At 72.9% G+C, this 22,089-nt stretch carries 23 protein-coding genes and 1 tRNA gene; 19 read left to right on the plus strand and 5 right to left on the minus strand.

Features of this window, described 5'->3' with window-relative positions; translation table 11 throughout:
• The 13 genes from priA to DEI84_RS09240 all read left to right on the plus strand — a co-directional run bounded on the left by priA (position 1) and on the right by DEI84_RS09240 (position 12,402).
• A complete protein-coding gene (gene priA, locus DEI84_RS09185; protein ID WP_110890576.1) occupies positions 1–747 on the plus strand; it encodes a bifunctional 1-(5-phosphoribosyl)-5-((5-phosphoribosylamino)methylideneamino)imidazole-4-carboxamide isomerase/phosphoribosylanthranilate isomerase PriA in 747 nt (248 codons plus the stop codon).
• A 3-nt stretch (positions 748–750) separates the two neighbouring features.
• On the plus strand, positions 751–1,581 hold the full coding sequence (locus DEI84_RS09190) for an SseB family protein (protein ID WP_110890577.1): 831 nt from the start codon (positions 751–753) through the stop codon (positions 1,579–1,581).
• A gap of 106 nt (positions 1,582–1,687) precedes the next feature.
• On the plus strand, positions 1,688–2,566 hold the full coding sequence (locus DEI84_RS09195) for a ParA family protein (protein ID WP_110824029.1): 879 nt from the start codon (positions 1,688–1,690) through the stop codon (positions 2,564–2,566).
• Entirely contained in the window at positions 2,550–3,443 is an 894-nt protein-coding gene (locus DEI84_RS09200; protein WP_375342343.1) for a segregation and condensation protein A, read from the plus strand. The genes DEI84_RS09195 and DEI84_RS09200 overlap by 17 nt, the downstream gene beginning before the upstream one ends.
• Positions 3,433–4,167, plus strand: coding sequence for an SMC-Scp complex subunit ScpB (scpB, locus tag DEI84_RS09205; protein ID WP_110890578.1), 735 nt, complete (start codon positions 3,433–3,435; stop codon positions 4,165–4,167). Before DEI84_RS09200 ends, scpB begins: the two co-directional genes overlap by 11 nt.
• On the plus strand, positions 4,164–5,054 hold the full coding sequence (locus DEI84_RS15845) for a hypothetical protein (RefSeq protein WP_220032884.1): 891 nt from the start codon (positions 4,164–4,166) through the stop codon (positions 5,052–5,054). The genes scpB and DEI84_RS15845 overlap by 4 nt, the downstream gene beginning before the upstream one ends.
• A gap of 518 nt (positions 5,055–5,572) precedes the next feature.
• Positions 5,573–6,325: a pseudouridine synthase gene (locus DEI84_RS15850; RefSeq protein WP_258365797.1), complete on the plus strand. Its 753-nt coding sequence runs from the start codon at positions 5,573–5,575 to the stop codon at positions 6,323–6,325.
• A 94-nt stretch (positions 6,326–6,419) separates the two neighbouring features.
• On the plus strand, positions 6,420–7,559 hold the full coding sequence (locus DEI84_RS09215; protein WP_258371744.1) for a prephenate dehydrogenase: 1,140 nt from the start codon (positions 6,420–6,422) through the stop codon (positions 7,557–7,559).
• Positions 7,560–7,723: 164 nt separating this feature from the next.
• Positions 7,724–8,419, plus strand: a complete 696-nt coding sequence (gene cmk, locus DEI84_RS09220; RefSeq protein WP_110890612.1) for a (d)CMP kinase — start codon at positions 7,724–7,726, stop codon at positions 8,417–8,419.
• Between the two features lie 72 nt (positions 8,420–8,491).
• Complete coding sequence (der, locus tag DEI84_RS09225) at positions 8,492–10,012, plus strand: ribosome biogenesis GTPase Der (protein WP_110890580.1); 1,521 nt, start codon at positions 8,492–8,494, stop codon at positions 10,010–10,012.
• A 177-nt stretch (positions 10,013–10,189) separates the two neighbouring features.
• A complete protein-coding gene (locus DEI84_RS09230; protein WP_146236338.1) occupies positions 10,190–10,741 on the plus strand; it encodes a hypothetical protein in 552 nt (183 codons plus the stop codon).
• A gap of 175 nt (positions 10,742–10,916) precedes the next feature.
• Positions 10,917–11,447, plus strand: coding sequence for a hypothetical protein (locus DEI84_RS09235; protein WP_181420399.1), 531 nt, complete (start codon positions 10,917–10,919; stop codon positions 11,445–11,447).
• 79 nt (positions 11,448–11,526) lie between these two features.
• Positions 11,527–12,402 carry an oxidoreductase gene (locus DEI84_RS09240; RefSeq protein WP_110890583.1) on the plus strand — a complete coding sequence of 292 codons (876 nt, stop codon included), beginning with the start codon at positions 11,527–11,529 and terminating at the stop codon, positions 12,400–12,402.
• Between the two features lie 91 nt (positions 12,403–12,493).
• Here DEI84_RS09240 and DEI84_RS09245 read toward each other — a convergent pair whose 3' ends face one another.
• Together DEI84_RS09245 and DEI84_RS09250 are read right to left on the minus strand one after the other, a co-directional pair.
• Positions 12,494–14,689, minus strand: coding sequence for an ATP-dependent DNA helicase RecQ (locus tag DEI84_RS09245; RefSeq protein ID WP_258371745.1), 2,196 nt, complete (start codon positions 14,687–14,689; stop codon positions 12,494–12,496).
• An 80-nt stretch (positions 14,690–14,769) separates the two neighbouring features.
• The gene (locus DEI84_RS09250; RefSeq protein WP_181420400.1) at positions 14,770–15,960 is read right to left on the minus strand and encodes a hypothetical protein; all 1,191 of its coding nucleotides are present in this window, start codon (positions 15,958–15,960) and stop codon (positions 14,770–14,772) included.
• Positions 15,961–16,339: 379 nt separating this feature from the next.
• On the opposite strand from DEI84_RS09250, the gene DEI84_RS09260 reads away from it, so the two are divergent.
• The 6 genes from DEI84_RS09260 (at position 16,340) to DEI84_RS09285 (ending at position 19,590) form a co-directional block, all read left to right on the plus strand.
• Positions 16,340–17,137: an endonuclease/exonuclease/phosphatase family protein gene (locus tag DEI84_RS09260; protein WP_181420401.1), complete on the plus strand. Its 798-nt coding sequence runs from the start codon at positions 16,340–16,342 to the stop codon at positions 17,135–17,137.
• Entirely contained in the window at positions 17,134–17,784 is a 651-nt protein-coding gene (locus DEI84_RS09265; protein ID WP_110890586.1) for a hypothetical protein, read from the plus strand. The genes DEI84_RS09260 and DEI84_RS09265 overlap by 4 nt, the downstream gene beginning before the upstream one ends.
• A 138-nt stretch (positions 17,785–17,922) precedes the next feature.
• Positions 17,923–17,996 (plus strand) — tRNA-Pro (locus DEI84_RS09270).
• Between the two features lie 66 nt (positions 17,997–18,062).
• Positions 18,063–18,296 carry a hypothetical protein gene (locus DEI84_RS09275; RefSeq protein ID WP_258371746.1) on the plus strand — a complete coding sequence of 78 codons (234 nt, stop codon included), beginning with the start codon at positions 18,063–18,065 and terminating at the stop codon, positions 18,294–18,296.
• Positions 18,297–18,380: 84 nt separating this feature from the next.
• Positions 18,381–18,941: an MOSC domain-containing protein gene (locus DEI84_RS09280; RefSeq protein ID WP_110890587.1), complete on the plus strand. Its 561-nt coding sequence runs from the start codon at positions 18,381–18,383 to the stop codon at positions 18,939–18,941.
• A 94-nt stretch (positions 18,942–19,035) separates the two neighbouring features.
• On the plus strand, positions 19,036–19,590 hold the full coding sequence (locus DEI84_RS09285; protein WP_110890588.1) for a GNAT family N-acetyltransferase: 555 nt from the start codon (positions 19,036–19,038) through the stop codon (positions 19,588–19,590).
• 196 nt (positions 19,591–19,786) lie between these two features.
• On the opposite strand, the gene rbsD is transcribed toward DEI84_RS09285, so the two are convergent.
• From rbsD to DEI84_RS09300, 3 genes are read right to left on the minus strand one after another with little or no spacing between them, the layout of a single operon-like run.
• Entirely contained in the window at positions 19,787–20,170 is a 384-nt protein-coding gene (rbsD, locus tag DEI84_RS09290) for a D-ribose pyranase (protein ID WP_110890589.1), read from the minus strand.
• Positions 20,167–21,135: a ribokinase gene (locus DEI84_RS09295; protein ID WP_220032885.1), complete on the minus strand. Its 969-nt coding sequence runs from the start codon at positions 21,133–21,135 to the stop codon at positions 20,167–20,169. Before DEI84_RS09295 ends, rbsD begins: the two co-directional genes overlap by 4 nt.
• Positions 21,132–22,085: a substrate-binding domain-containing protein gene (locus DEI84_RS09300; protein WP_110890590.1), complete on the minus strand. Its 954-nt coding sequence runs from the start codon at positions 22,083–22,085 to the stop codon at positions 21,132–21,134. The genes DEI84_RS09295 and DEI84_RS09300 overlap by 4 nt, the downstream gene beginning before the upstream one ends.
• Positions 22,086–22,089: the final 4 nt, after the last annotated feature.

Raw genomic sequence — 22,089 nt, forward strand, 5'->3', positions numbered from 1 at the left:
ATGACCGAGCTCTCCACCACCCAGCCCCTCGTCCTGCTGCCGGCCGTCGACGTCGTCGACGGCCAGGCCGTGCGCCTCACCCAGGGCGAAGCCGGCAGCGAGACCGGGTACGGCGACCCCGTCGTCGCGGCCCGCACCTGGCGTGACCAGGGGGCGGAGTGGATCCACCTCGTGGACCTCGACGCGGCGTTCGGTCGTGGCGACAACCGCAGGGTGATCGCGCACGCCGTCCGCGAGGTCGAGGGCGTCTCCGTCGAGCTCTCCGGCGGCATCCGCGACGACGCCTCGCTCGAGGCCGCCCTCGCCACCGGTGCCGCCCGGGTCAACCTCGGCACGGCCGCCCTCGAGAACCCCGACTGGGCCGCGCGGGTCATCGGGCAGTACGGCGAGCAGATCGCCGTGGGGCTCGACGTCCGCGGCACCACCCTCGCAAGCCGGGGATGGACCGAGGACGCAGGCGACCTCTGGGAGGTGCTCGACCGGCTCGAGGAAGCCGGCTGCGCCCGGTACGTCGTCACCGACGTCACGAAGGACGGCACCCTGCAGGGCCCGAACGTCGACCTGCTGCGCCAGGTGTGCGACCGGACCGACCAGCCCGTGGTGGCCTCGGGCGGCATCTCGACGCTCGACGACCTGCGTGCGCTCCGCGAACTCGTGCCGCACGGTCTCGAGGGCGCGATCATCGGCAAGGCGCTGTACTCGGGGGCGTTCACGCTCCCGGCCGCGCTCGACATCGCCTCGGAGTAGTCCGTGGCGGGGATCTCGAACGGCCGCGGCACGGGTCCGGAACCCGACGACCGGACCGCCGAGGAGCACGCGGCGCACGACCACACCGCCGACTCCGCGGGGAACCCCTGGGCCGGTCGGACGTTCGACGCACACGACACGACGTTCGCCGAGGACGACGGCCTGGCCGACCCGGACCTCGTCGCCGCGATCACCGCGGTCGCCTCGGGAGGCCCGCACGGCGCCGTCGTGGACGCCCTCCGCTCGGCACGTCTACTCATCCCGCTCGTCGCCGAAGCGGGCGACGTCGGAGAGACCCCGGACGGGCGCACCGTCGACAAGACCCAGGAACTGTCGATCGTGACCGTGGCCGGCCCGGACGGCCGAGCCGTCATGCCCGCATTCACCTCGGTCGAGGCGATGCGCGCCTGGGACGCCGATGCCCGTCCGATCCCGGTCGAGTCCCGCCGGGTGGCGATGGCCGCGGCGAGCGAGGACACGCAACTCGTCGTGCTCGACCCCACGGCAGCGACCGAGTTCGTCCTGCGGCGGCCCGCGGTGTGGGCGCTCGGGCAGGACCTGCCCTGGACGCCGTGCTCCGAGGACCCCGAGGTCGCGCGGGCCTTCGCCGGCACGATCGAGACCGAACCGGCCGTGGTCCGGGTCGAGCTGTCGCCGGGGGACCCGCTCTCCCGGTTCGCCGGGCCCGAGCTCACGGTCGGCCTGCGCCTCATCGCCGGGCTCGACCGCGAGCAGGTGACGGAACTGGTCGGGCGCCTGCAGCAGCGGTGGGCCACCGACCCGGTGATCGCGGACCGCGTCGACAGCATGCGCGTCGCCCTCCGCGCCGCCTGATCACGGCCCTCCGACGACCGGGAGGCCCGTGTCCGGTCCGACCCGCGGGTCTGCCCGCTCGGCGGTGCGGCCGGGTGAGCCGCGGGTGCGCCGGTACGATGGCCGGGTGAGCAGCATCCCGACGACAGCCTCCGGTACCGGCGACATCGTCACGGGTCCGACCGGTCGGCCCGTGCGGGCGTTCCCCGTGCCGGACGAGCTGGACGGCCACGGTCCGGCGCGCATCATCTCCCTGTGCAACCAGAAGGGCGGGGTCGGCAAGACCACCACCGCCATCAACCTCGGTGCCGCGCTGGCCGAGTACGGGCGGAAGGTCCTGGCGGTCGACTTCGACCCGCAGGGTGCCCTCTCCGCCGGCCTCGGCGTGCGGACGCACGACATCCCCACCGTCTACGACCTGCTCATGGGCGCCGTGAAGGACCCGAACCAGGTCATCCAGCCGACGAACGTGCCGTTGCTCGACGTCATCCCGGCGAACATCGACCTGTCCGCGGCCGAGGTGCACCTGGTCAACGAGGTCGCCCGGGAGCAGATCCTCGCGAGCGTGCTGCGGAAGGTGTCGAACGACTACGACGTCATCCTCATCGACTGCCAGCCCTCGCTCGGCCTCCTGACCGTGAACGCCCTGACGGCCGCGCACGGTGTGCTCATCCCGCTCGAGTGCGAGTTCTTCGCCCTCCGCGGTGTCGCGCTGCTCATCGAGACCATCGACAAGGTGCGCGACCGGCTCAACCCGGCCCTGACGCTCGACGGCATCCTCCCGACCATGTACGACGCACGGACGCTGCACTCGCGGGAGGTCATGGAGCGGGTCGTCGAGACCTTCGGTGACCGGGTCCTCGACACGGTCATCGGCCGCACGATCAAGTTCCCCGACGCCACCGTCTCCGCGCGTCCGATCACACAGACGGCTCCGGACCACGCCGCGGCGCACGCCTACCGGTCGCTGGCACGAGAGCTCGTCCAGCGTGGCGCCGTCGCCTGAGGAACCGGCCACGAGCCTCCCGTCCGGCGCGCCCGGACCCGTCGACGACGAGCGCGACGCGCCGGTCGGCACCACGACGGCACCCGGGTTCCGGGTGCGTCTCAGCAACTTCGACGGACCGTTCGACCTGCTGCTCTCGCTCATCACGAAGCACGAGCTCGACATCACCGAGGTCGCCCTCAGCGCGGTCACGGGGGAGTTCATCGCGTACGTGCGACAGGCCGAGTCGAGCGACGAACTCGACGAGGCGAGCGAGTTCCTCGTCGTCGCTGCGACGCTCCTCGACCTGAAGATCGTCGGACTGCTCCCGCAGGGTGAACTCGTGGACGCCGAGGACGTGGCGCTCCTCGAGGCCCGCGACCTGCTCTTCGCCCGCTTGCTGCAGTACCGGGCGTTCAAGCAGGCCGCGGACTGGTTCGGCGACCGCTGGGCGACCGAGTCCCGACGGCACGTCCGGAGCGTCCGGCTCGAGGAACGGTTCCGCGCCCGGACCCCGGAGCTGGTGTGGACGCTCTCCGTGCAGGACTTCGCGGCGCTGGCGGCACTGGCGTTCGCCCCGCGGGAGATCCCGACCGTCGGGCTCGACCACCTGCACGCCCCCGCCGTGAGCATCCGGGAGCAGGCCGCCATCGTCGTGTCCCTCCTGCGCACCCGCGCCGACGAGGGGTCGCCGGACGTGACGTTCCGCGAGGTGATCGCGGGCGTCGACCAGGCGGGTATCGTGGTGGCTCGTTTCCTCGCGATCCTGGAGCTGTACCGGAACGCCTCCATCTCGTTCGAGCAACTCGAACCACTCGGGGAACTGATCCTCCGGTGGACCGCGCTCGACTGGACGGACGAGAGCCTCGCGAACCTGGGAGCCGACTATGACGGATGACGTGCAGGCTCGCGGTGCGCGCGCCCGCGCCGGTGGGTCCGCCGAGCCGGGTGGCTCGGACGAGATCGAGGACGCCCGAGCCCTGGAAGCCGAGCTCCGTGCTGCCGCAGCGGCACGAGCCGACGCGCCCGCCGACGCCGCGCCTGCCGTCGAGGCGTCGATCGACCGTCAACTCGAAGCGATCCTGATGATCGCGGACCAGCCGCAGTCGCTCGTGGCACTCGCCGCCGCCGTCGGGGAGCCGGTGGCCGTCGTCCGGCAGGCGGTCGACCGCCTGGTGGCCGACTTCGACGGCGTCGACGGCACGGTCCGTCGCGGGTTCGAGCTCCGCGAGGTCGGCGGGGGCTGGCGCTTCTACGTCCGCTCGGAACTCGACGCCGTCGTCGAGCAGTTCGTCGAGGCCGAGCGTCCGGCACGGCTGTCCCAGGCAGCCCTCGAGACGCTGGCCGTGGTCGCTTACAAGCAGCCGATCACCCGTTCCCAGATCGCCGCGATCCGGGCCGTCAACGTCGACGGCGTGGTCCGGACCCTCGTCGCGCGCGGCCTCATCGAGGAGTCGTTCACCGACTCCGAGACCGGCGCCATCAACTACGTCACCTCCGAGTTGCTGCTCCAGCAGCTCGGCATCAACTCGCTCGACGAGCTTCCGCTCATCTCGCCCCTCCTGGAGGACGGCGCGGACGGCTTCGGGCAGACCGAAGGGATCCCCGATGGCCGGGTTTGACCAGAACGACAGACCACGACGAGACGACGACCGCCGCGGCGGCTCCGGACGCACGGGCGGTGGCCGGCCGGGAGGCGCGGGCCGCCGTGACGACGCACCCCGCGGACGCGACGGGGCCGGCTCCGGCGGGTACCGCGGGCGGGACGACCGTGGTGCGGGTGCGGGTGACCGCGGTGGCTACCGCGGGCGCGACGACCGTGGTGCGGGTGCCGGTGACCGCGGTGGGTACCGCGGGCGCGACGACCGTGCTGGCGGAGACCGTGGTGGGTACCGCGGCGGCGAGGACCGGGGTGCCGGTGGGTACCGCGGGCGCGACGACCGTGCCGGTGGGGACCGTGGTGGGTACCGCGGCGGCGACGACCGGGGTGCCGGTGGGTACCGCGGGCGCGACGACCGTGCCGGTGGGGACCGCTCGACGGGCGGGTACCGCGGGCGCGACGACCGCGGCTCCTCGGACCGCGGTGCGTACCGCGGTCGCGACGAGCGTGGTGCCGGCGACCGGGGCGGGTACCGCGGGAGCGACGACCGCGGGGCCGGTGGGTACCGCGGGCGGGACGACCGGGGCGGCGACCGTCCGACCGGTGGGTACCGCGGGCGTGACGATCGTGGCGGCGACCGTCCGATCGGTGGGTACCGCGGGCGGGACGACCGGGGCGGCGACCGATCGACCGGTGGGTACCGCGGCGGTGACGACCGGTCCTCCGGTGGCTTCCGAGGGCGTGACGACCGTGGCGGCGACCGTCCGACGGGTGGCTTCCGAGGCCGTGACGACCGTTCCGGCGGGTACCGCGGCGGAGACGACCGGTCTTCCGGTGGCTTCCGCGGACATCCGGACCGTGAGGCGCGCAGCTCCGACCGTCGCTCGGACGACCGTGGCGGCTTCGTGAGTCGGGACGACGACCGCGGCCGCTTCGTGCGCCGCGACGACTCCGACCGTCGGCCCGTTGCTGGCGCCCGTGACGACCAGCGCGGCGGCTACCGCGGTGGTGACCGGCCGCGCGACGACCGTGGCGCGGAGCGTGGCGGACACCAGGGACGTGACTCCCGTGGTGGCCGCGACGACCAGCGCGGTGGGTACCGCGGCCGTGACGACCGCGGGGCGACCCGTCGGTCGGACGACCGGGGTGCCGAGCGTGGCGGCGACCCGCGCCGCGACGACCGCCGGAGCCCGGACGGCGCCCCGAGCAGCGTCTGGCACAACGGCCGCCGCTACGTCGGTGGCACGACCAGCCCGCGCAACGACCCCGCACGCAAGCGCACGACGCCCCTGCCCGCTGGCGAACGCGACGACGAGGGCCGTCCCGCCGAGGGCACGCCCGAACGCCCGATCATCCCGGACTGGGACCCGGCGGACGGGACGACGACCGACGGAGGCGAGCCGGACCTCCAGGAGGGTGGTGAGCGCCTGCAGAAGGTGATCGCCGCTGCCGGCGTCGCCAGCCGTCGTGTCGCGGAGAACCTCATCGCCGAAGGGCGCGTGACGGTGAACGGCGAGGTGGCGGACATGCTCGGTCGCCGCGTCGACCCGGACACCGACGAGGTCGCCGTCGACGGTGTGCCGGTGCAGACCGACACCTCGCGGCGGTACGTCGTCCTCAACAAGCCGACCGGCGTGGTCTCGAGCATGCAGGACGAGCACGACCGCCCGGACCTGTCCCAGTTCGTCGACCGGTTCGAGGAGCGCCTGTTCAACGTCGGCCGCCTCGACTACGACACGGCCGGCCTGATCATCCTGACGAATGACGGAGCCCTCGCGCACGTGCTGGCCCACCCGTCGTTCGGCGTGACGAAGACCTACGTCGCGAAGGTCGACGGCACGATGACGCCCTCCACGCTGCAGCTGCTGCTCGACGGCATCGACCTGGAGGACGGACCGATCGCCGCCGACAAGGCGCGCCTGCTCGAGTCGTCGCGCGGGGAGTCCCTGGTCGAGATCACCCTGCACTCCGGCCGCAACCGCATCGTCCGGCGGATGCTCGAGGCGATCGGGCACCCGGTCCTCGAACTCGTCCGACGGTCCTTCGGGCCGCTCCAGCTCGGCAGCCTCGCGCCGGGCCAGGTGCGGGAACTCACCACCGTCGAGCTCGGCAAGCTGCTGGGCATCGCGCGGACCGCGGGGACCCGCACGGGTGACGACGAGGCGGAGAGCACGGACTGACCGGCTCACGGACGGCGCCGGCGCAGGTGGGGGAGTTCCCCACAGGCCCGGCGCCGTCCCGTTCCCGGGCCGCACCGCTCGCTAGGCTTGCGGCGTGACCGAAGCCACTCCGCCCGCCCTCCCCGACGACCGGGTGTCGTCGGGGATCGACCGGCGACTCCGCGGGCCCGTGCGGATCGTCGGGACCGGCCTGCTGGGCGCGTCGATCGGCCTCGCCCTGCGGGACAAGGGAGTGGACGTCATCCTGGACGACGTGTCTCCGGCCGCGTTGGCGCTCGCCGTGGACTACGGCGCCGGACGCCGTCCTGCACCGGGTGACGCGCCGGAGCTCGTCGTCGTCGCGGTGCCGCCGGACGTCACGGCCAGCGTCGTGGAACGCGAACTCGCCGCCTTCCCGGACGCCGTCGTGACCGACGTCGCGAGCGTGAAGTCCGGGCCACTCGAACGACTCCGTGCCGTCAGCGCCGACGTCTCGCGCTACATCGGCTCGCACCCGATGGCCGGCCGAGAACGCAGCGGGCCGACCGCCGCCCGGGCCGACCTGTTCATCGGCCGTCCGTGGGTGATCGCCGGACACGACGACATCACCCACCAGCGAGCTGCCCCGGTGGAGCACCTGGCGCTCGACCTCGGCGCGACCGTCGTCCCGATGGACCCCGCATCCCACGACCAGGCGGTCGCCGTCGTCTCCCACGTCCCGCAACTGGTGTCGACGCTCATGGCCTCCCGACTCCGGGACGCTCCGGGGGAGGCCCTCGGGCTCGCCGGCGGCGGGGTGCGCGACGTCACGCGCATCGCCGCGAGCGACCCGGGTCTGTGGGTGCAGATCATCGGCGCGAACGCCGCACACATCCGACCGGTGCTGACCGACCTGCGGGACGAGCTCGACCGGGTGATCGACGCGCTCGCCGACCCGACGGCCCCCGGGTCGCCCCGCAGCCTGGCCGAGACCATCGCGTCCGGCAACCGGGGTGTCGAGCGGTTGCCCGGCAAGCACGGCTCCACCGCCCGGTTCGCCCGTGTCGTCGTCCTGATCGACGACCGTCCCGGACAGTTCGCCGCGCTCCTCACCACCATCGGGGAGCTCGGCATCAACCTCGAGGACCTGCACCTCGAACACTCGCCACGGGCGCAGATCGGCATCGTCGAGGTGTCGGTCGTCCCCGAGCACGAACAGCGACTCGTCGAGGAACTCGAGGGTCGCGGATGGAGGATCGCAGCAGCATGGGCCTGAACGAGCACGACACCGCACTCGAGTCCGGCGTGACGGGGGGCCCGGACGGCCCCGACTCCGGTCTGCCGACCCCCGCCGACCAGCCCGGACCCCTCGGCGGCGGCGACGTCACCGGTGGTGCGGACGGTCAGGGTGCCGGTGAACTCGGCTCCACGCGTGACCCGATGCCCGCCGGGCTCCCGGCCGGCGCGTTCGTCGCGAAGTTCGTCATCGCCGTGGATGGCCCCGCAGGCAGCGGCAAGTCGAGCGTGTCCCGCGCCGCTGCCCGCGCACTCGGCTTCGGCTACCAGGACACCGGCGCCGCCTACCGTGCGCTCGCGTGGCACGCCCTGCAGCTCGGCGTCGACCTCGACGACCCGGCCGCGGTCCTGGCCAGCTGGGACCACTTCGACTACGAGATCGGCACCGACCCCGACCACTACTTCGTGCGCGTCGGCGGTGTCGACGTCACGGACGCCATCCGGACGCCCGAGGTCACGGCGGCGGTCGCCCACATCGCGAAGCTGCCCGACGTGCGCGCGAAGCTCGTCTCGCTCTTCCGCCAGGTCATGCGGAAGGCGGACGGACAGGGCATCATCACCGAGGGTCGGGACATCACGACGGTCGTCGCACCGGACGCCGAAGTCCGCATCCTGTTGACCGCCGACGAATCCGTTAGGATGGCACGTCGGTCGGCAGAGGTCACGACCCAGTCGGCCGAAGAGACGTCGGCCGCCCTCGCCCGTCGGGACGCTGCCGATGCGAAGGTCGTCGACTTCATGAACGCCGCCGACGGCGTCACCACCCTCGACTCCACCGACCTCGACTTCGACCAGACCGTGCAGGCGGTGGTCGACCTGGCCCGCTCGGCCACGAACTGACGACGAGGCGGCCACACGGCCGCACGTGAACCACGAACACGCGGCCGACCGGCCGCCGGCAAGGAAACCACCATGGCGCAGCTGGACGACCGAAGCGACGACGACTTCCCCGAGTACGACGACTCCCTCGGCGAGCGGCTCGCCGACATCGACGAGGCCGAAGCGGACCAGCGTGCGAGCGCGCTCCGTGCCGGGCTCGAGGACTACGACCTCGACGAGGAGGACGTCGCACTCCTCGAAGCCGGCAAGCTCGGCGTCGACGGCGTCGCGTACCTGCCGGCGCTGCCGGTGCTCGCGATCGTCGGGCGTCCGAACGTCGGCAAGTCGCAGCTCGTGAACCGCATCCTCGGGCGGCGTGAAGCCGTCGTGCAGGACACCCCGGGTGTCACGCGTGACCGCGTCAGCTACAAGGCCGAGTGGAACGACAAGCGGTTCACCATCGTCGACACCGGCGGGTGGGAGCCCGACGCGAAGGGCATCAACGCCTCGGTCGCCGCCCAGGCCGAGGTCGCGATCGACCTCGCCGACGCGGTGCTCTTCGTCGTGGACGTCACGGTCGGCATCACCGCGACCGACGAGCACGTCGTGAAGATGCTGCGCGGCACCGACCGTCCGGTCATCGTCGTCGCGAACAAGTCCGACGACGAGCGCCGCGACCTCGAGGCCCACGCGCTGTGGAACCTCGGCCTCGGCGAGCCGCACCCGGTCTCGGCCCTGCACGGTCGCGGTGTCGCGGACCTCCTGGACCTCATCATCGCGACGCTGCCCGACGTGTCCGCGGTCGCGAAGCAGGAGATCGGTGGCCCGCGTCGCGTGGCGATCCTCGGCCGGCCGAACGTCGGCAAGAGCTCGCTGCTCAACAAGGCCGCCGGCGAGGAGCGCGTGGTCGTCAACGAGCTCGCGGGGACGACCCGTGACCCGGTGGACGAGCAGGTCGAACTCGGTGGCAAGACCTGGCGCTTCGTCGACACCGCCGGCATCCGGAAGCGCGTGCACATGCAGCAGGGTGCCGACTTCTACGCCTCGCTCCGCACGACCGCCGCCCTCGAGAAGGCCGAGGTCGCCGTCGTCGTCCTCGACGTGACCGAACCGGTGTCGGTGCAGGACCTCCGCATCATCGACCTCGTGCTCGAGTCCGGGCGCGCACTCGTCCTGGCCTACAACAAGTGGGACCTGCTCGACGACGAGCGCCGCCGCTACCTGGAGCGCGAGATCGAGCAGGACCTGGCGCACGTCACCTGGGCACCGCGCGTGAACATCTCCGCCCGCACCGGACGCCACCTCGAGAAGCTCGTGCCGGCGCTCGAGACCGCACTCGAGTCGTGGGACACCCGCATCCCGACCGGCAAGGTCAACGCCTTCGTCGCCGAACTCGTGCAGGAGCACCCGCACCCGGTCCGCGGTGGCAAGCAGCCGCGCATCCTGTTCGCCACGCAGGCGTCGACCCAGCCGCCGACCTTCGTGCTGTTCACGTCGGCGTTCCTCGACCCGCAGTACCGCCGGTTCATCACACGGCGCCTCCGCGAGGTCTGGGGCTTCGACGGCACCCCGATCATCGTCAACATGCGCGTCCGCGAGCGCCGGAAGCGCTGACCGGTCATGGCCGCGCCGCGAGGGGAGCGATCGACGTCACCGCGTCGGTCGCCCCTCGTGGCGGGGCTGGTCCTGCTCGTCGCGGTCGGCGTCGGCGCGGTCGCGCTGCGGTCCGCTCCGGATGACCGGACGTCGGCGTCCACGCCGTCGCCGTCCCCGAGCACGGACGGACCCCGGATGGCCATCGGCCACGGCTTCATCCCGGACGAGCCGACGTCCGACGCGACGGTCGTCCCGTCCGGCGCTGGCGCGGGCGCCGGTGCTGCTACCAGCGGTGACACGACCGTGGTCGACGCCGCGACCGGACTGCCCGTCGACGACGGGCAGGCGTCGGCTCCCTGGTGGCGACGGGCTCTGCCGATCGCGGGCGACCTCGTTCCGATCCGAGGTGACGTCCGGGGCACCGTCCGCCTCGAGGTCGTCGGGGAACAGGTCGTCCAGATCACCCTCACCGGTGTCCGGGTCGATGCGGGGTCCGGGGCGACCGGGTCGCACGTCGGTGCCGTGCGGGTCCAGCTGTCCTCGGGTGACGTCGTGGGGACCGACCGAGCACGGTGGACCGGTGACGACGTTCCGGCCGACTTCGGCTCGTTCACGCCGGACGGCGAACACCCCGTGCTGGTCATCGTCGACCCGCAGGACCTGCCGTCGGTGGTGCACTCCGTCCTGCTCGTCGACGCCGGCACCGGTGCCGTGCTCGGCGGAGCGGAATTGCTGCCCGTCTCCTGACCGGGGCAGCCGTGCGCGCTGTGGTGCGTGCGGGATGGATGGCAGCGCCCGACCGCTCGTCCGAGGGAGGGTCGGTGACCGCGGCGCGGACCCCGCGTGGCTACGCCGCAGATCCCGGGGCCCCGCCATAGATCCGGTGGCCCCGCGATGTGGCCGGATGGGGCACCATGGGACGGTGACGCCGCACCCGCCCGCCCTCTCCGCGCGGGCGGACCGTGCGTGGACACGACTCCGGCTCGACCGCCTGGCAGGCGGACGGCAGGGCGGCTACGTCATCCGGGAGGACATGCTCGCCCACCCGGACACCGTCCGGTCGTTCCGCTGGATCCGCTGGCTGCTCGTCGCCGAGACCGTCGTCGGACTGACCGCGGTCCTCGTCGCCGTGCTCCTGACCCGGGCCGGCCAGGACGTCCCGTGGGCGGTCTGGTTCCGCGCGACGGTCGTGCTGCTCATCACCCTGACGCTGTACGTGTTCGCGTGGCGGGCGCAGCTCGGGTACTACTGGGCGTACCAGCGGCTGCGGTTGTTCAGCCGGGTCTTCCCGATCGTGACGCTGGTGATCGCGGCGATCCCCGGGCTGTACCCGTTCTGGATGGTCATCGAGCAGATCGTCTTCTCGGTCCTCATGGTCGGGATCGGGGACGTGCTGACGAGCGACCACATGCGGCGCACCTTCCCGAAGCCGGCCCGCCGCGACGCACGGTAGCCGGGGCGGACCCGACCGCGTACCCCAGGACCATTCGAGGATGCGTGTCGCCCGGACCACGAGGAGCATCGTGGGTCGTATGACCACCACCTCCCTCCCCGGCGGCACTTACCGCATCGCTGACGACCTCGACCTGACACGCGTCGGGTACGGCGCCATGCAGCTGGCCGGGCCGCACGTGTTCGGACCGCCTGCCGACCACGACGAGGCCGTCCGGGTGCTCCGGACCGTCGTCGACCTCGGCATCACGCACATCGACACCGCCGAGTTCTACGGCCCGCACGTCACGAACGAGCTCATCCGCGAAGCACTCGCGCCGTACCCGGAGGACGTCCACATCGTGACGAAGGTCGGGTCGGTCCGGGACGCGAAGGGCAACTGGGTGCCGACCCGAGAGCCCGACGACCTCGTCGCGCAGGTGCACGAGAACCTCCGCACCCTCGGACTCGACCGGCTCGACGTCGTGAACATCCGCATGGGCGGGTTCGACGCCCCGGAGCCGGGTTCGATCGCCCCGCAGGTCGAGGCACTCGCCCGCCTGCAGGAGGAGGGGCTCGTCCGGCACATCGGTCTGTCGACCGTCAGCGCGGAGCAGCTCGCGGAGGCGCAGAGCTACGTGCCGATCGTCTGCGTGCAGAACATGTACAACGTCGCCCGCCGACAGGACGACGCCCTCGTCGACCTCACCGCGTCGCAGGGCATCGCGTACGTGCCGTACTTCCCGCTCGGTGGGTTCTCGCCGATCCAGTCCGGGGCCCTCGACCGGGTCGCGGCGCGCCTGGAGGTGTCGCGGCTCACGGTCGCCCTGTCATGGCTGCTCCAGCGGTCGCCGAACATGCTGCTCATCCCGGGGACCTCGTCGGTCGCGCACCTCCGGGACAACGTCGCGTCCGCCGGGTTCGTGCTGCCGGACGACGCCGTGGCGGAACTCGACGCGATCGGGACGGCCGCGTAGCGGCCGGGGTGGACGGGAGGCGCGTGACGACCCCGCCACGCCCCTCCCGGCCGTTCGTCAGTGGCGGTCGGTGGCGGTCGGTGGCGGCCGGTCAGGCGACGGTGGCGAGCGCGAACGGCAGCACGGCGGACGCTCCGGCCCGGCGGAGTTCGCGACCCGCGACCGTCATCGTCCACCGGCTGTCGACCAGGTCGTCCACGAGCAGCACCGGCCCCTCGTGTGCCTGCAGTGCGGCGGCCAGCTCCGGGCCCACGACGAAGGTGTCCCAGACGCCGGACAACCGGTAGGCGCTGTTCGTCGCACCGTCGCCGCGCGGGACGCCGCCGTCGCGGTCCAGGGTGCCGAGGTGCTGCAGCCGCCCGATCGAGGACAGGGCCTGCGCGAGCGAGGCGACGAGCTGCGGGCGGGAGCGCGAGGACAGGGCCACCACGCCGGTCGGTCGGACCTCCCAGGGCCAGTCCTTCAGCGCTCGGACGCAGCCCTCGACGAGTTCGCGGGACACCGGCCCGTCCGGGGTGCCGGTCGCGAACAGCGCCCGGAGCGACCCGCCCCACCCGAGGTCGGTGAGTCGCGCGACCGCACGGCCCGGGGCCACGAGTTCCCCGGCCGGGATCTTGCCCTTCACCGCGACCCCGAGGGACGCCATGCCCGAGGGCCACTGCGCACGCGGGGCGATCTCGACGCCGACCTGGTCGAGCGCGGTGGCGGCACCGGAGCGGTCCGCGTCGGAGACGTCCGTCGGGTACCAGGCGCCGGCGCAGTTGTCGCACCGGCCGCACGGCTCGGCCGTGGGGTCGTCGAGGTCCTGCTGGAGCAGCTGCATCCGGCACGCGCTGGTCGACTCGTACGCCAGCATCGACGCGGCCTCGGCGGCACGGGCAGCGGCGACGCGCTCGTAGCGGGCGGCGTCGTACTCCCACGGGCGGCCGGTCGTGACCCAGCCGCCGCCGACACGACGGACGGCACCGTCGACGTCGAGCACCTTGAGCAGGAGCTCGAGCGTCGACCGCTTGATGTCGACGAGCCCTTCGAGTGCGACGGTCGACATGGCGCTGTCGGGGGAGAGTGCACCGAGCACGGCCGAGGCGCGCGACTCGGTCGGCATGGACGCGCTCGCGAAGTACTGCCAGATCTCCTGGTCCTCGCGTCCGGGCAGCAGCAGCACGTCGGCGTTGTCCGTCGCGCGGCCCGCACGACCGATCTGCTGGTAGTAGGCGACCGGCGAGGACGGCGCGCCGATGTGCACGACGAAACCGAGGTCGGGCTTGTCGAACCCCATGCCGAGCGCACTCGTCGCGACGAGGGCCTTCAGCTCGTTGCCCTTCAACTGCCCTTCGAGCTGCTCGCGTTCCTCGTTGTCGGTCCGGCCGGTGTAGGCGCGGACGGCGTACCCGGACTCGCGCAGCAGGCGGGCGATGTCCTCGGCAGCGGAGACCGTGAGCGTGTAGATGATGCCGCTGCCGGGCAGGTCGCCGAGGTGCGCGAGCAACCAGCCGAGCCGGGCGCGGGCGTCCGGCAGCGTGAGCACGCCGAGCCGCAGCGAGGCCCGGGCGAGCGACCCGCGGATGGTGAACACCGGGTCCTCGGGGCCGGCGGTGAGCTGCTCGGCGACGTCCTCGACGACGCGCTCGTTCGCGGTCGCCGTCGTCGCGAGCACCGGGACACCGTGCGGCAGGGAGCGGATCAGCTCGGCCAGGCGCCGGTAGTCGGGTCGGAAGTCGTGCCCCCAGTCGGAGATGCAGTGCGCTTCGTCGACGACGAGCATCCCCATCCGCCCGATGAGCGCGGGCAGCTGTTCGTCGCGGAACTTCGGGTTGTTGAGCCGCTCGGGGGAGACGAGGAGCACGTCGACCTCGTCACGGGCGAGGGCGGCCTGCGTCTCGGTCCACTCGTGCGCGTTGGCCGAGTTGATGGACACCGCTCGCACACCGGCCCGTGCGGCCGCCGCGACCTGGTCCCGCATGAGCGCGAGCAGCGGCGACACGAGCACGGTCGGGCCGCCGCCCCGGCGCCGCAGCAGCAGGGTGGCGAGGAAGTAGACGGCCGACTTGCCCCACCCGGTGCGCTGCACGACGAGGGCGCGCTGCCGGTGCTCGACGAGCGCGGAGATCGCCTCGAGTTGCCCCGGGTGGAAGACGGCGTCGACCCGACCGGTCAGGGCCTGCAGGGCCTCCTGCGCCTCGGCGGCGATCGCAGCCGACGGTGCCGGACCAGCCGACGGAGCCGGACCGGCCGACGACGCGACCCCCGCAGCAGGCGGGACGGAGGAAGCAGCAGGTGGGTTCATGCCCCCATGCTGTCAGGACCGACCGACGAACCCGGCCCCTCCCTCGCAGGCGCGTCAGGCTGTGGAGGACCCGCGACCACTCACTGGTAGGTGACCAGCGACGGGGTCGGCTGCACCTCGGCCATCGTCTGCTCCGGCGTCAGCATCGGCGAGTCCTCGTCGTGGAAGTTCTTCCACCCCCAGTGCAGCCCCTCCGGACCGCCCTCGTGCAGCGCCTTCCAGGTCGCCTGCTTGTCCGGCTGCGCGCCCTGCCCGTCGACGTGCACGAGCAGGTCGAGCTCCGGGTGTGAGGTGAGCGAGCCCCGGTCGACGATCATCGACGACCGGAACTGGTGCAACACGAGTGCCTTCGGCGGCAGCCCCTGCCGGCGGACGAGCTCCGCGAGCCACGCCGACACCTCGTCCACCTCCCGCGCACCGACCGAGCCGATCTGCTCGAGCGGGACCTGGTCGGGCCCGAGTCGCCACTCCGGGTCGAGCGCCAACCACACGTCCGGCCGCCGCAGCAGCGACTCGTACCGTTGCGCCTGGGAGAGGAAGTCGCTCCGCCCGGGCTGCAGGTCGATGATCGTCGGCATGCCGGCCTCGTGGGCCGCGTCGACGTACGGCTCGAGGGTGGACACGGGCAGCTCGCGTGAGTAGTCACCGTCCGCTCCGGCCTCGCCGGCAGCGACGGTCGCGATCACCTCGAACGCGGGTGTCACGGGCACGTCCGAGATCCCGCGGTACTCCCGTGCGAGGGCCTCCGCGCGCCGCACGCTCGCCGCCGGGTCCTGTTCCCCGAGCACCCCGAGCACGGGCGCGCCCGGAGCGCCGTACAGGGCCGTGTACCGGTGTCCGTCGAAGGGCCGCTGCCCGCCGTCGCCGATCCGGTACCCGGTCTGCGCCGCCCGGACGACCCACTCGGGGTCGCCGAGGTCCGCGAAGGCGGCACCGAGCAGCAGCGTCGGCCGACCCTCCGCACCGTGCAGCGCCCGCACCACGTCACCCGACGCGGCAGGGTCCGACACGCCCGAGGGCATCTCCACCAGCTGAGCACCGGCAGCCCGTGCGGTCGCCACCGCCGCAGCATCCGCCGCCCGGTCCGCCACGAGCACCGTCTGCCGGGAGGCCCGTCGCCCCTCCGCCCGCTGGCCAGCCTCCGGTGCGTCCCGTTCCACGACGTCCGTGTCGAGCGAGACGTCGCCGACCGCCTGGTACCAGGACGCGTCGAGGCGATCGAGTTCGGCGTCGACCTGCTCCGGTCCCGTGCCCACGAGGAGCGCGGGCACGTGCGCGCACCGCGGCGCTCGCCGCCCGCCGCACCGCGTCGGCGTCGTCCGCCGGCGCCACGACCGCCCCGGGAGCGGACCGGAACACGGCCCGACTCGTCCGGACCGACCGCTCGGCGGCGGAGTCCTGGGCGACGACCGTGACGGTGTCGGACGCCGCACGGGCCAGGGTCGGACGCGGCTCCGGCGCGGCACCGGAACAGGCGGTGACACCGAGGACGAGGCCGGTCACCGCGAGCGCGAGCAGGGGACGAACGGGTCGGGAACGCATCGAGCCACCATAGGAGCCGGACGACGGCCAGCCTGGGAACCGGGTCAGTCCGGTCGGTAGAACGGGAGCATGCTCCGACAGGCCGACGACCGACCGACCATCGGGCCGGTGTCGCCTCCCGATCTGCACTGCATGACCCTCAACCTGCGCCGCCAGGTACCCCGGCCCGCCGGGCACCCGGACGCGTGGGAGCACCGCCGGGACGCCGTCGTCGCGCTCGTCGCCTCCGAGCAGCCGACCGTGCTCGCCGTCCAGGAGGCCCTGCGCCCGCAGGCGGTCGACCTCGCCACCGGCATCGGCGAACGGTGGGAAGCCGTCCTCCTCGGACGGGACCGCTACGGCGACGGCGAGGCCGTCGGGGTCCTCGTCGACACCGAGCGCTGCACCGTCGTCGAACGTCGCTCCTGGGCGCTCTCCCGCCGGCCGCTCCGACGGGGCAGCCGCTCGTGGGCCACCGCGTTCCCCCGCCACGCGGTCGGGGTGGTCCTCGACGACCACGTCACCGGCGGACGGTTCCTCGCCCTCTCGACGCACCTCGACGTCGCCTCGCCGTGGGCACGACTCCGGTCCGCGCAGCTGATCGGGCGGATCGTGGCCGAGTCCGGGCTGCCGGCCGTCGTGATGGCCGACTTCAACGCCGCCGCCGGGTCGGCGCCGTGGCGCGCGCTGGCGGACGCAGGCGTCCCCGACACCTGGGGGCGGGCCTCCCGTCCGGAGACGCCGGAGGTCGGGACGTACGCCGCGTACCGGGAGCCCCGCGCCGACCGGCCACGCATCGACGGCGTGCTCGCGACCGAGGACGCCGTCGTGTCCCGCGTCGCCGTGTCCACCAGGAGGCCCGGGGGCGTGTGGCCGTCGGACCACCTCGCCGTGCACGCGGTCCTGTCGTTCGGAGCGAGCGCGTGATCACCACCCTCGGGCTGACGTTCCTCCGCCGACCGCACGGCGCCGTCTGGGCCGCCGACCTGCTCCGGATCGTGACGCTCGTCAGCGTGCCCGTCGCCGCCGTCGGATGGGGCGCGGTGGCGTTCGCCGTGATGGCGCTCGCACTCCTCGGCGCCGTCGTCCCACGCATGCTCGGCCTCCGCCCGACGTTCGACGCAGCGGTCGTCCTGCTGAGCCTGGTCGCCGCGTGGAGCAGCATGCTCGACTGGTACACGACCGTGTTCCTGTGGGACAAGGTCGTGCACGTCATCCTGGTCGGGCTGCTCGCCGGACTGTTGTACGTCATCGCCTCGGACGCCGGGGTGATCGCCTCGGCCCCGCGTGCGGGGGTGCTGCTCTCCGCCCTCGTGGCGCTCGCCGCGGGGATGGCGATCGGCTCCGTGTGGGAGATCGGTGAGTGGCTCGGGCACAACTTCGTCGACGAGACCATCGTCGTCGGCTACGACGACACCATCGGCGACCTGGCCGCGGACGGGGCCGGCGCGTTGCTCGCCGGGTTCGCACTGCCGTGGTTGTCGCGGGAGCGGCGGGTCGTCCGACCTGGTCACGCTGCCCAGGGTGTCCGCGCTCGCCGCGAGGGCACGTCGGCGCTGCACACGCAGGGTTGACGCGCGCGGGCTGCGGGCCGTGGCGCGGTGGGGCTCGCGCTTCCGCTATGCTGGATGGGCTGCTCCGCGCTCGGTCGGGTGGGGAGCAGGGCCTGCAGTGTCCTTCGTGGACACGGGGTCTGGGTCCGTACGGACTCACGGGCTGTGGCGCAGCTTGGTAGCGCACTTGACTGGGGGTCAAGGGGTCGCAGGTTCAAATCCTGTCAGCCCGACCGACAGCCCCGACGGAACCGAGTTCCGTCGGGGCTTCTTCGTTCTCCTGACGCGATTCTCGTTCGGTGACGGGTGCGAGCTCGGCCGCGTCCGGGTGGCTCTTCCGCCACGGCGGGAGGTACGGCCTGACGCTCGTCGCAGACGCCCACACGACGACAGACGCCGAGCACGACGGAGTGGTCATCACCGGCGCGCAGATCGTGGCCCACACGAACATGTACTTCGCCGGACTGCGCTACCCCGGCCGACAGTTCGTCGCCGTGCCGCACGACACCGTCGCCCTCTCGTCTGCGCGGTAGGCGACCATCCATCGCGCGGCCGGCCTCCGCGTCTCCCGGGTCGCGGTGTTGCCGCCGCTCGTTCGCCTGGGGCAGGATCACCACATGACGGGGGAACGCGAAGACCGAGGGCGTGTGGTCGCGGTGAGCAGGGACAGCAGCCACGACTTCAGCAAACCCGTCGTGGACGAGGTGACCCTCCTCGAGGGACTGGGTGTCGAGGGTGACGCACATGCGGGAGGCACGGTGCAGCACCGATCGCGTGTGGCTCGGGACCCATCGCAGCCGAACCTGCGCCAAGTGCACCTGATCCACGCCGAGCTCTTCGACGAGGTGGCTGAGGTCGGCTTCGCGGTCGCGCCGGGCGAGATGGGCGAGAACATCACGACGCGGGGGATCGACCTCCTCGGACTGTCGACCGGTGCACTGCTCCACCTCGGAGCCGACGCCTGCGTCCGCGTGACCGGGTTGCGGAACCCGTGCCAGCAGATCAACGACTTCGAGCCCGGTCTCCTCCGCGAGGTGCTGGGTCGCGCCGAGGACGGCTCGGTGCGACGCAGAGGCGGCGTCATGGCAGTCGTCGTCTCGGGCGGAACGGTCCGGGCCGGCGATCGCATCCGTGTGGAGAACCCGGCGGGCAACCACCAGCCGCTCGGCCCGGTGTGACCGCGGCCCTCAGGGACCGGCGTCACGTCGCTGGTCCGTGTCCTTGCGATCGCCCCACCGAGGACTGCATCATCGGCCCTGCGAGGATCGACACGTGATCCTCCACGGAGCGCTGACGACGCTCGAACCCATCACGCCGGAACTCGCAGCTCGTGTCGTCGCGCGTGACGAGCGTCCTGGTGATGACTGGCACGCCGAGTACCCCTTCGTGGATGAGCTCGACCCGCTGCGGTCGTTGGCGACCGCGTCCGAGGTGGACCCCGACTTCACCATGTACCTCGTCCGGCGTACGTCGGACGGTCTCGCCGTCGGCGGGTTCGGCTTCTTCGGCCCACCGGATGCGACGGGGACGGTCGAGTTCGGGTACGGCCTGGTCCCGTCGGCTCGGGGCGCCGGTCTGGCGACGGAGGCAGTGGGACTGGCTCTCGACCGCGCGGCCGTCTGCGGCGCGCGCGCCGCGGCGGCGGACACGGACGTGACGAACACGGCATCGCAGCGCGTCCTCGGGTCGAACGGCCTGGCGGAGGTCGACCGCCGTGGGTCACTCGTGTTCTACCGGCGCGACCTTCCCACCCGCCGTGCCCACGGCGACCAGCGCGCCGCCAGCGACCATCGCGGTGGCCGCGGCACCGACGCAGCGGCGGAGTAGTCGACGCCGAAGCCGAGGAAGCGGCGCCGCATCGGAGCCGTCGGTGCAACGGGAGCAGTTCCCTCGCGATCGGCGTGCCGGTCACCATCCGGCAGGCTCGCTCCCACCGACGCCGGACGGCCCTCGCGAAGCCGCTCGGGACAGCGCGGAAGCGGTGGTGGTCCCGGCCGAGGGGATGACCCGGCCGGGACCCCGGTCAGAACGGCACGCCGCAGACGAGCACGGCGTTCGCGAACGCCGTGGCTTCGCCGGTCCGGACGAACAGGCGGGCGCCGGCCGACAGCGTCTTGAGCTCCTCGTGCGACACCGCACGCCGCTCTGGGAACCGGTCGGCGAGCCACCCGTCGGCCTCGGTCCCGGCGGCCTCGGTCGCGGCGATGCACTCCTGGAAGACGGCGTCCCCGAGCAGGGCGTCGAGGACGTCCACGAACCGGGGCACCCCGTGCAGGAGCGCGAGGTCGACGACCGGCACGCCGGGCGGGATCGGCAGGCCGCAGTCCGCGACGACGACCAGGTCACCGTGGCCGAGCCGACTGAGACCGGCGTTCAGCTCGGCGTTGAGGATGCCGCCCTTCTTCACGACGCACCCCCGGCCGGAGCAGCCGGAGCAGCCGACCCGTCCGGCAGGTCGACCGAGGGCAGCACGTCGTCCAGCGTCGGGTAGGACGGCTGCGTCCCGGCCCCCTGGACGGCGAACGCCCCGACCCGGACGGCCTGCCGCGCGGCGTCGAGCAGGGAGTCCCCGCCCGCGAGCCCGGCAGCGAGGGCACCGACGAACGCGTCGCCCGCACCCGACGAGTCGACCGCGGTCACCCGCGGGGACGGGACCGCGACGAGGTCGTCCCCGTCCGCCACGAGTGCACCCCGCGCGCCGAGCGTCACGACGACACTCCGCACACCGAGTGCCCGCAGCGCGGCGACCAGTGCGGGTTCGTCCGCCGGCACGTCCGCACCGGGGTCGAGCTGCGCGAGGACGAGTGCCGCCTCGTGCTCGTTCACCACGAGCGGGTCGGCCGCGAGCACGACCTCCCGGTCGACCGGCACGACGGGCGCCAGGTTGAGGAGCACCCGTCCGGTCGCGAGTTCCGCGGCGGCGGCGATGCCGTCCGCCGGGATCTCGCCCTGCAGGACGACCACCGCGGCCGACGCGACGACCGGGGCGGCGGTTAGGAGGGCCTCCCGGTCGGTGGCACGGTTGGCGCCCGGGACGACGACGATCGTGTTCTCGCCGCTCCGGTCGACGGTGACGGTCGCGAGCCCGGTGGGGGCGTCGACCGCACGGACGTGCGTGACGTCGACCCCGCTGTCGGCCAGGAGGCTCGTGGCGACCTGCGCCGAGCCGTCCCGTCCGACGCTCCCCACCATCGCGGTGTGAGCGCCGCGACGGGCGGCGGCGACGGCCTGGTTGGCGCCCTTGCCGCCGGGCAGCAGGGACATGGAGGTCGCGACGAGGGTCTCGCCGGGCGACGGGTGCCGCTCGACGGTCACGACCTGGTCGACGTTGAGCGAACCCACGACGACCACGGTTCCGGTGGAGCGGCTCACTTGGTGAAGTCTCCGACGTTGCTCTTGGTCACCGACACGACCGGCACCTGGACGGTCTTCTTCGCCTTGCCCGAGGCGGCCTTGATCGCCTGGTCGACCGCGAGGGCGCCGAGCTTCGCCGGCTGCTGCGCGACGGTGCTGCTGAGCGTTCCGTCCTCGATGGCGCTGAGACCGTCGGCCTCGCCGTCGAACCCGGCGACCTTGACGTCCTTGCCGGCCTTCGCGCCGAGCGCCTTGATCGCGCCGAGGGCCATCTCGTCGTTCTCGGCGAAGACGCCGACGATGTCGGGGTGTGCCTGCAGCAGGTTGGTCGTGACGTCGAGCGCGGTGGCGCGGTCGAAGTTCGCGGTCTGCTTGCCGACGACCGTGATGTCCGGGTACGCCTTGATGCCCTCGGCGAAGCCCTTGCCGCGGTCACGGCTGGCGGAGGTACCGGCCTGGCCCTGCAGGACGAGGATCTCGCCCTTCTCGCCGATGGCCTTCGCCAGGTCGTCGGCGGCCTGCTTGCCCCCGGCGACGTTGTCGCTCGCGATGAAGGAGTCGACGTCGGCGCCGTTGACGGTGCGGTCCACGGCGATGACGGGGATGTCCGCCTTGTTGAGCGCGGTCACGCTCGGGCCGGCGGCGTCGGAGTCGACCGGGTTGACGATGACGGCGTCGGTGCTGCCGCTCGAGGCGGTCTGCAGCTGGTTCGCCTGCTGGGCGGAGTCGTTCTGGGCGTCGACGACGTCGAGTGTGACGCCCTGCTTCATCGCTTCGGCCTTCGCGCCGTCGCGGACCTCGACGAAGAACGGGTTGTTGAGCGTGGAGAGGGCGAGCGTCACCTTGGTGTCGCTGCCGCCGCCGGCCGCGCCGCTGGTGCTCGTGCGGTTGCACCCGGCGGTGCCGAGGACGACCAGGCCGGCGACGACGCCGACGGTGGCGACCTTCTGGAAGGAGGAGAACTTCATCGTT

The sequence above is a fragment of the Curtobacterium sp. MCBD17_023 genome (assembly GCF_003224415.1).
GTDB lineage: Bacteria > Actinomycetota > Actinomycetes > Actinomycetales > Microbacteriaceae > Curtobacterium.

Excerpts from the sequence above, each read along its gene's own strand:
- priA (WP_110890576.1), top strand. The coding sequence starts at position 1 with ATGACCGAGCTCTCCACCACCCAGCCCCTCGTCCTGCTGCCGGCCGTC.
- scpB (WP_110890578.1), top strand. The coding sequence starts at position 3,433 with ATGACGGATGACGTGCAGGCTCGCGGTGCGCGCGCCCGCGCCGGTGGG.
- cmk (WP_110890612.1), top strand. The coding sequence starts at position 7,724 with ATGCCCGCCGGGCTCCCGGCCGGCGCGTTCGTCGCGAAGTTCGTCATC.
- der (WP_110890580.1), top strand. The coding sequence starts at position 8,492 with ATGGCGCAGCTGGACGACCGAAGCGACGACGACTTCCCCGAGTACGAC.
- DEI84_RS09230 (WP_146236338.1), top strand. The coding sequence starts at position 10,190 with ATGGCCATCGGCCACGGCTTCATCCCGGACGAGCCGACGTCCGACGCG.
- DEI84_RS09240 (WP_110890583.1), top strand. The coding sequence starts at position 11,527 with ATGACCACCACCTCCCTCCCCGGCGGCACTTACCGCATCGCTGACGAC.
- DEI84_RS09245 (WP_258371745.1), bottom strand. The coding sequence starts at position 14,689 with ATGAACCCACCTGCTGCTTCCTCCGTCCCGCCTGCTGCGGGGGTCGCG.
- DEI84_RS09280 (WP_110890587.1), top strand. The coding sequence starts at position 18,381 with ATGACGGGGGAACGCGAAGACCGAGGGCGTGTGGTCGCGGTGAGCAGG.
- DEI84_RS09300 (WP_110890590.1), bottom strand. The coding sequence starts at position 22,085 with ATGAAGTTCTCCTCCTTCCAGAAGGTCGCCACCGTCGGCGTCGTCGCC.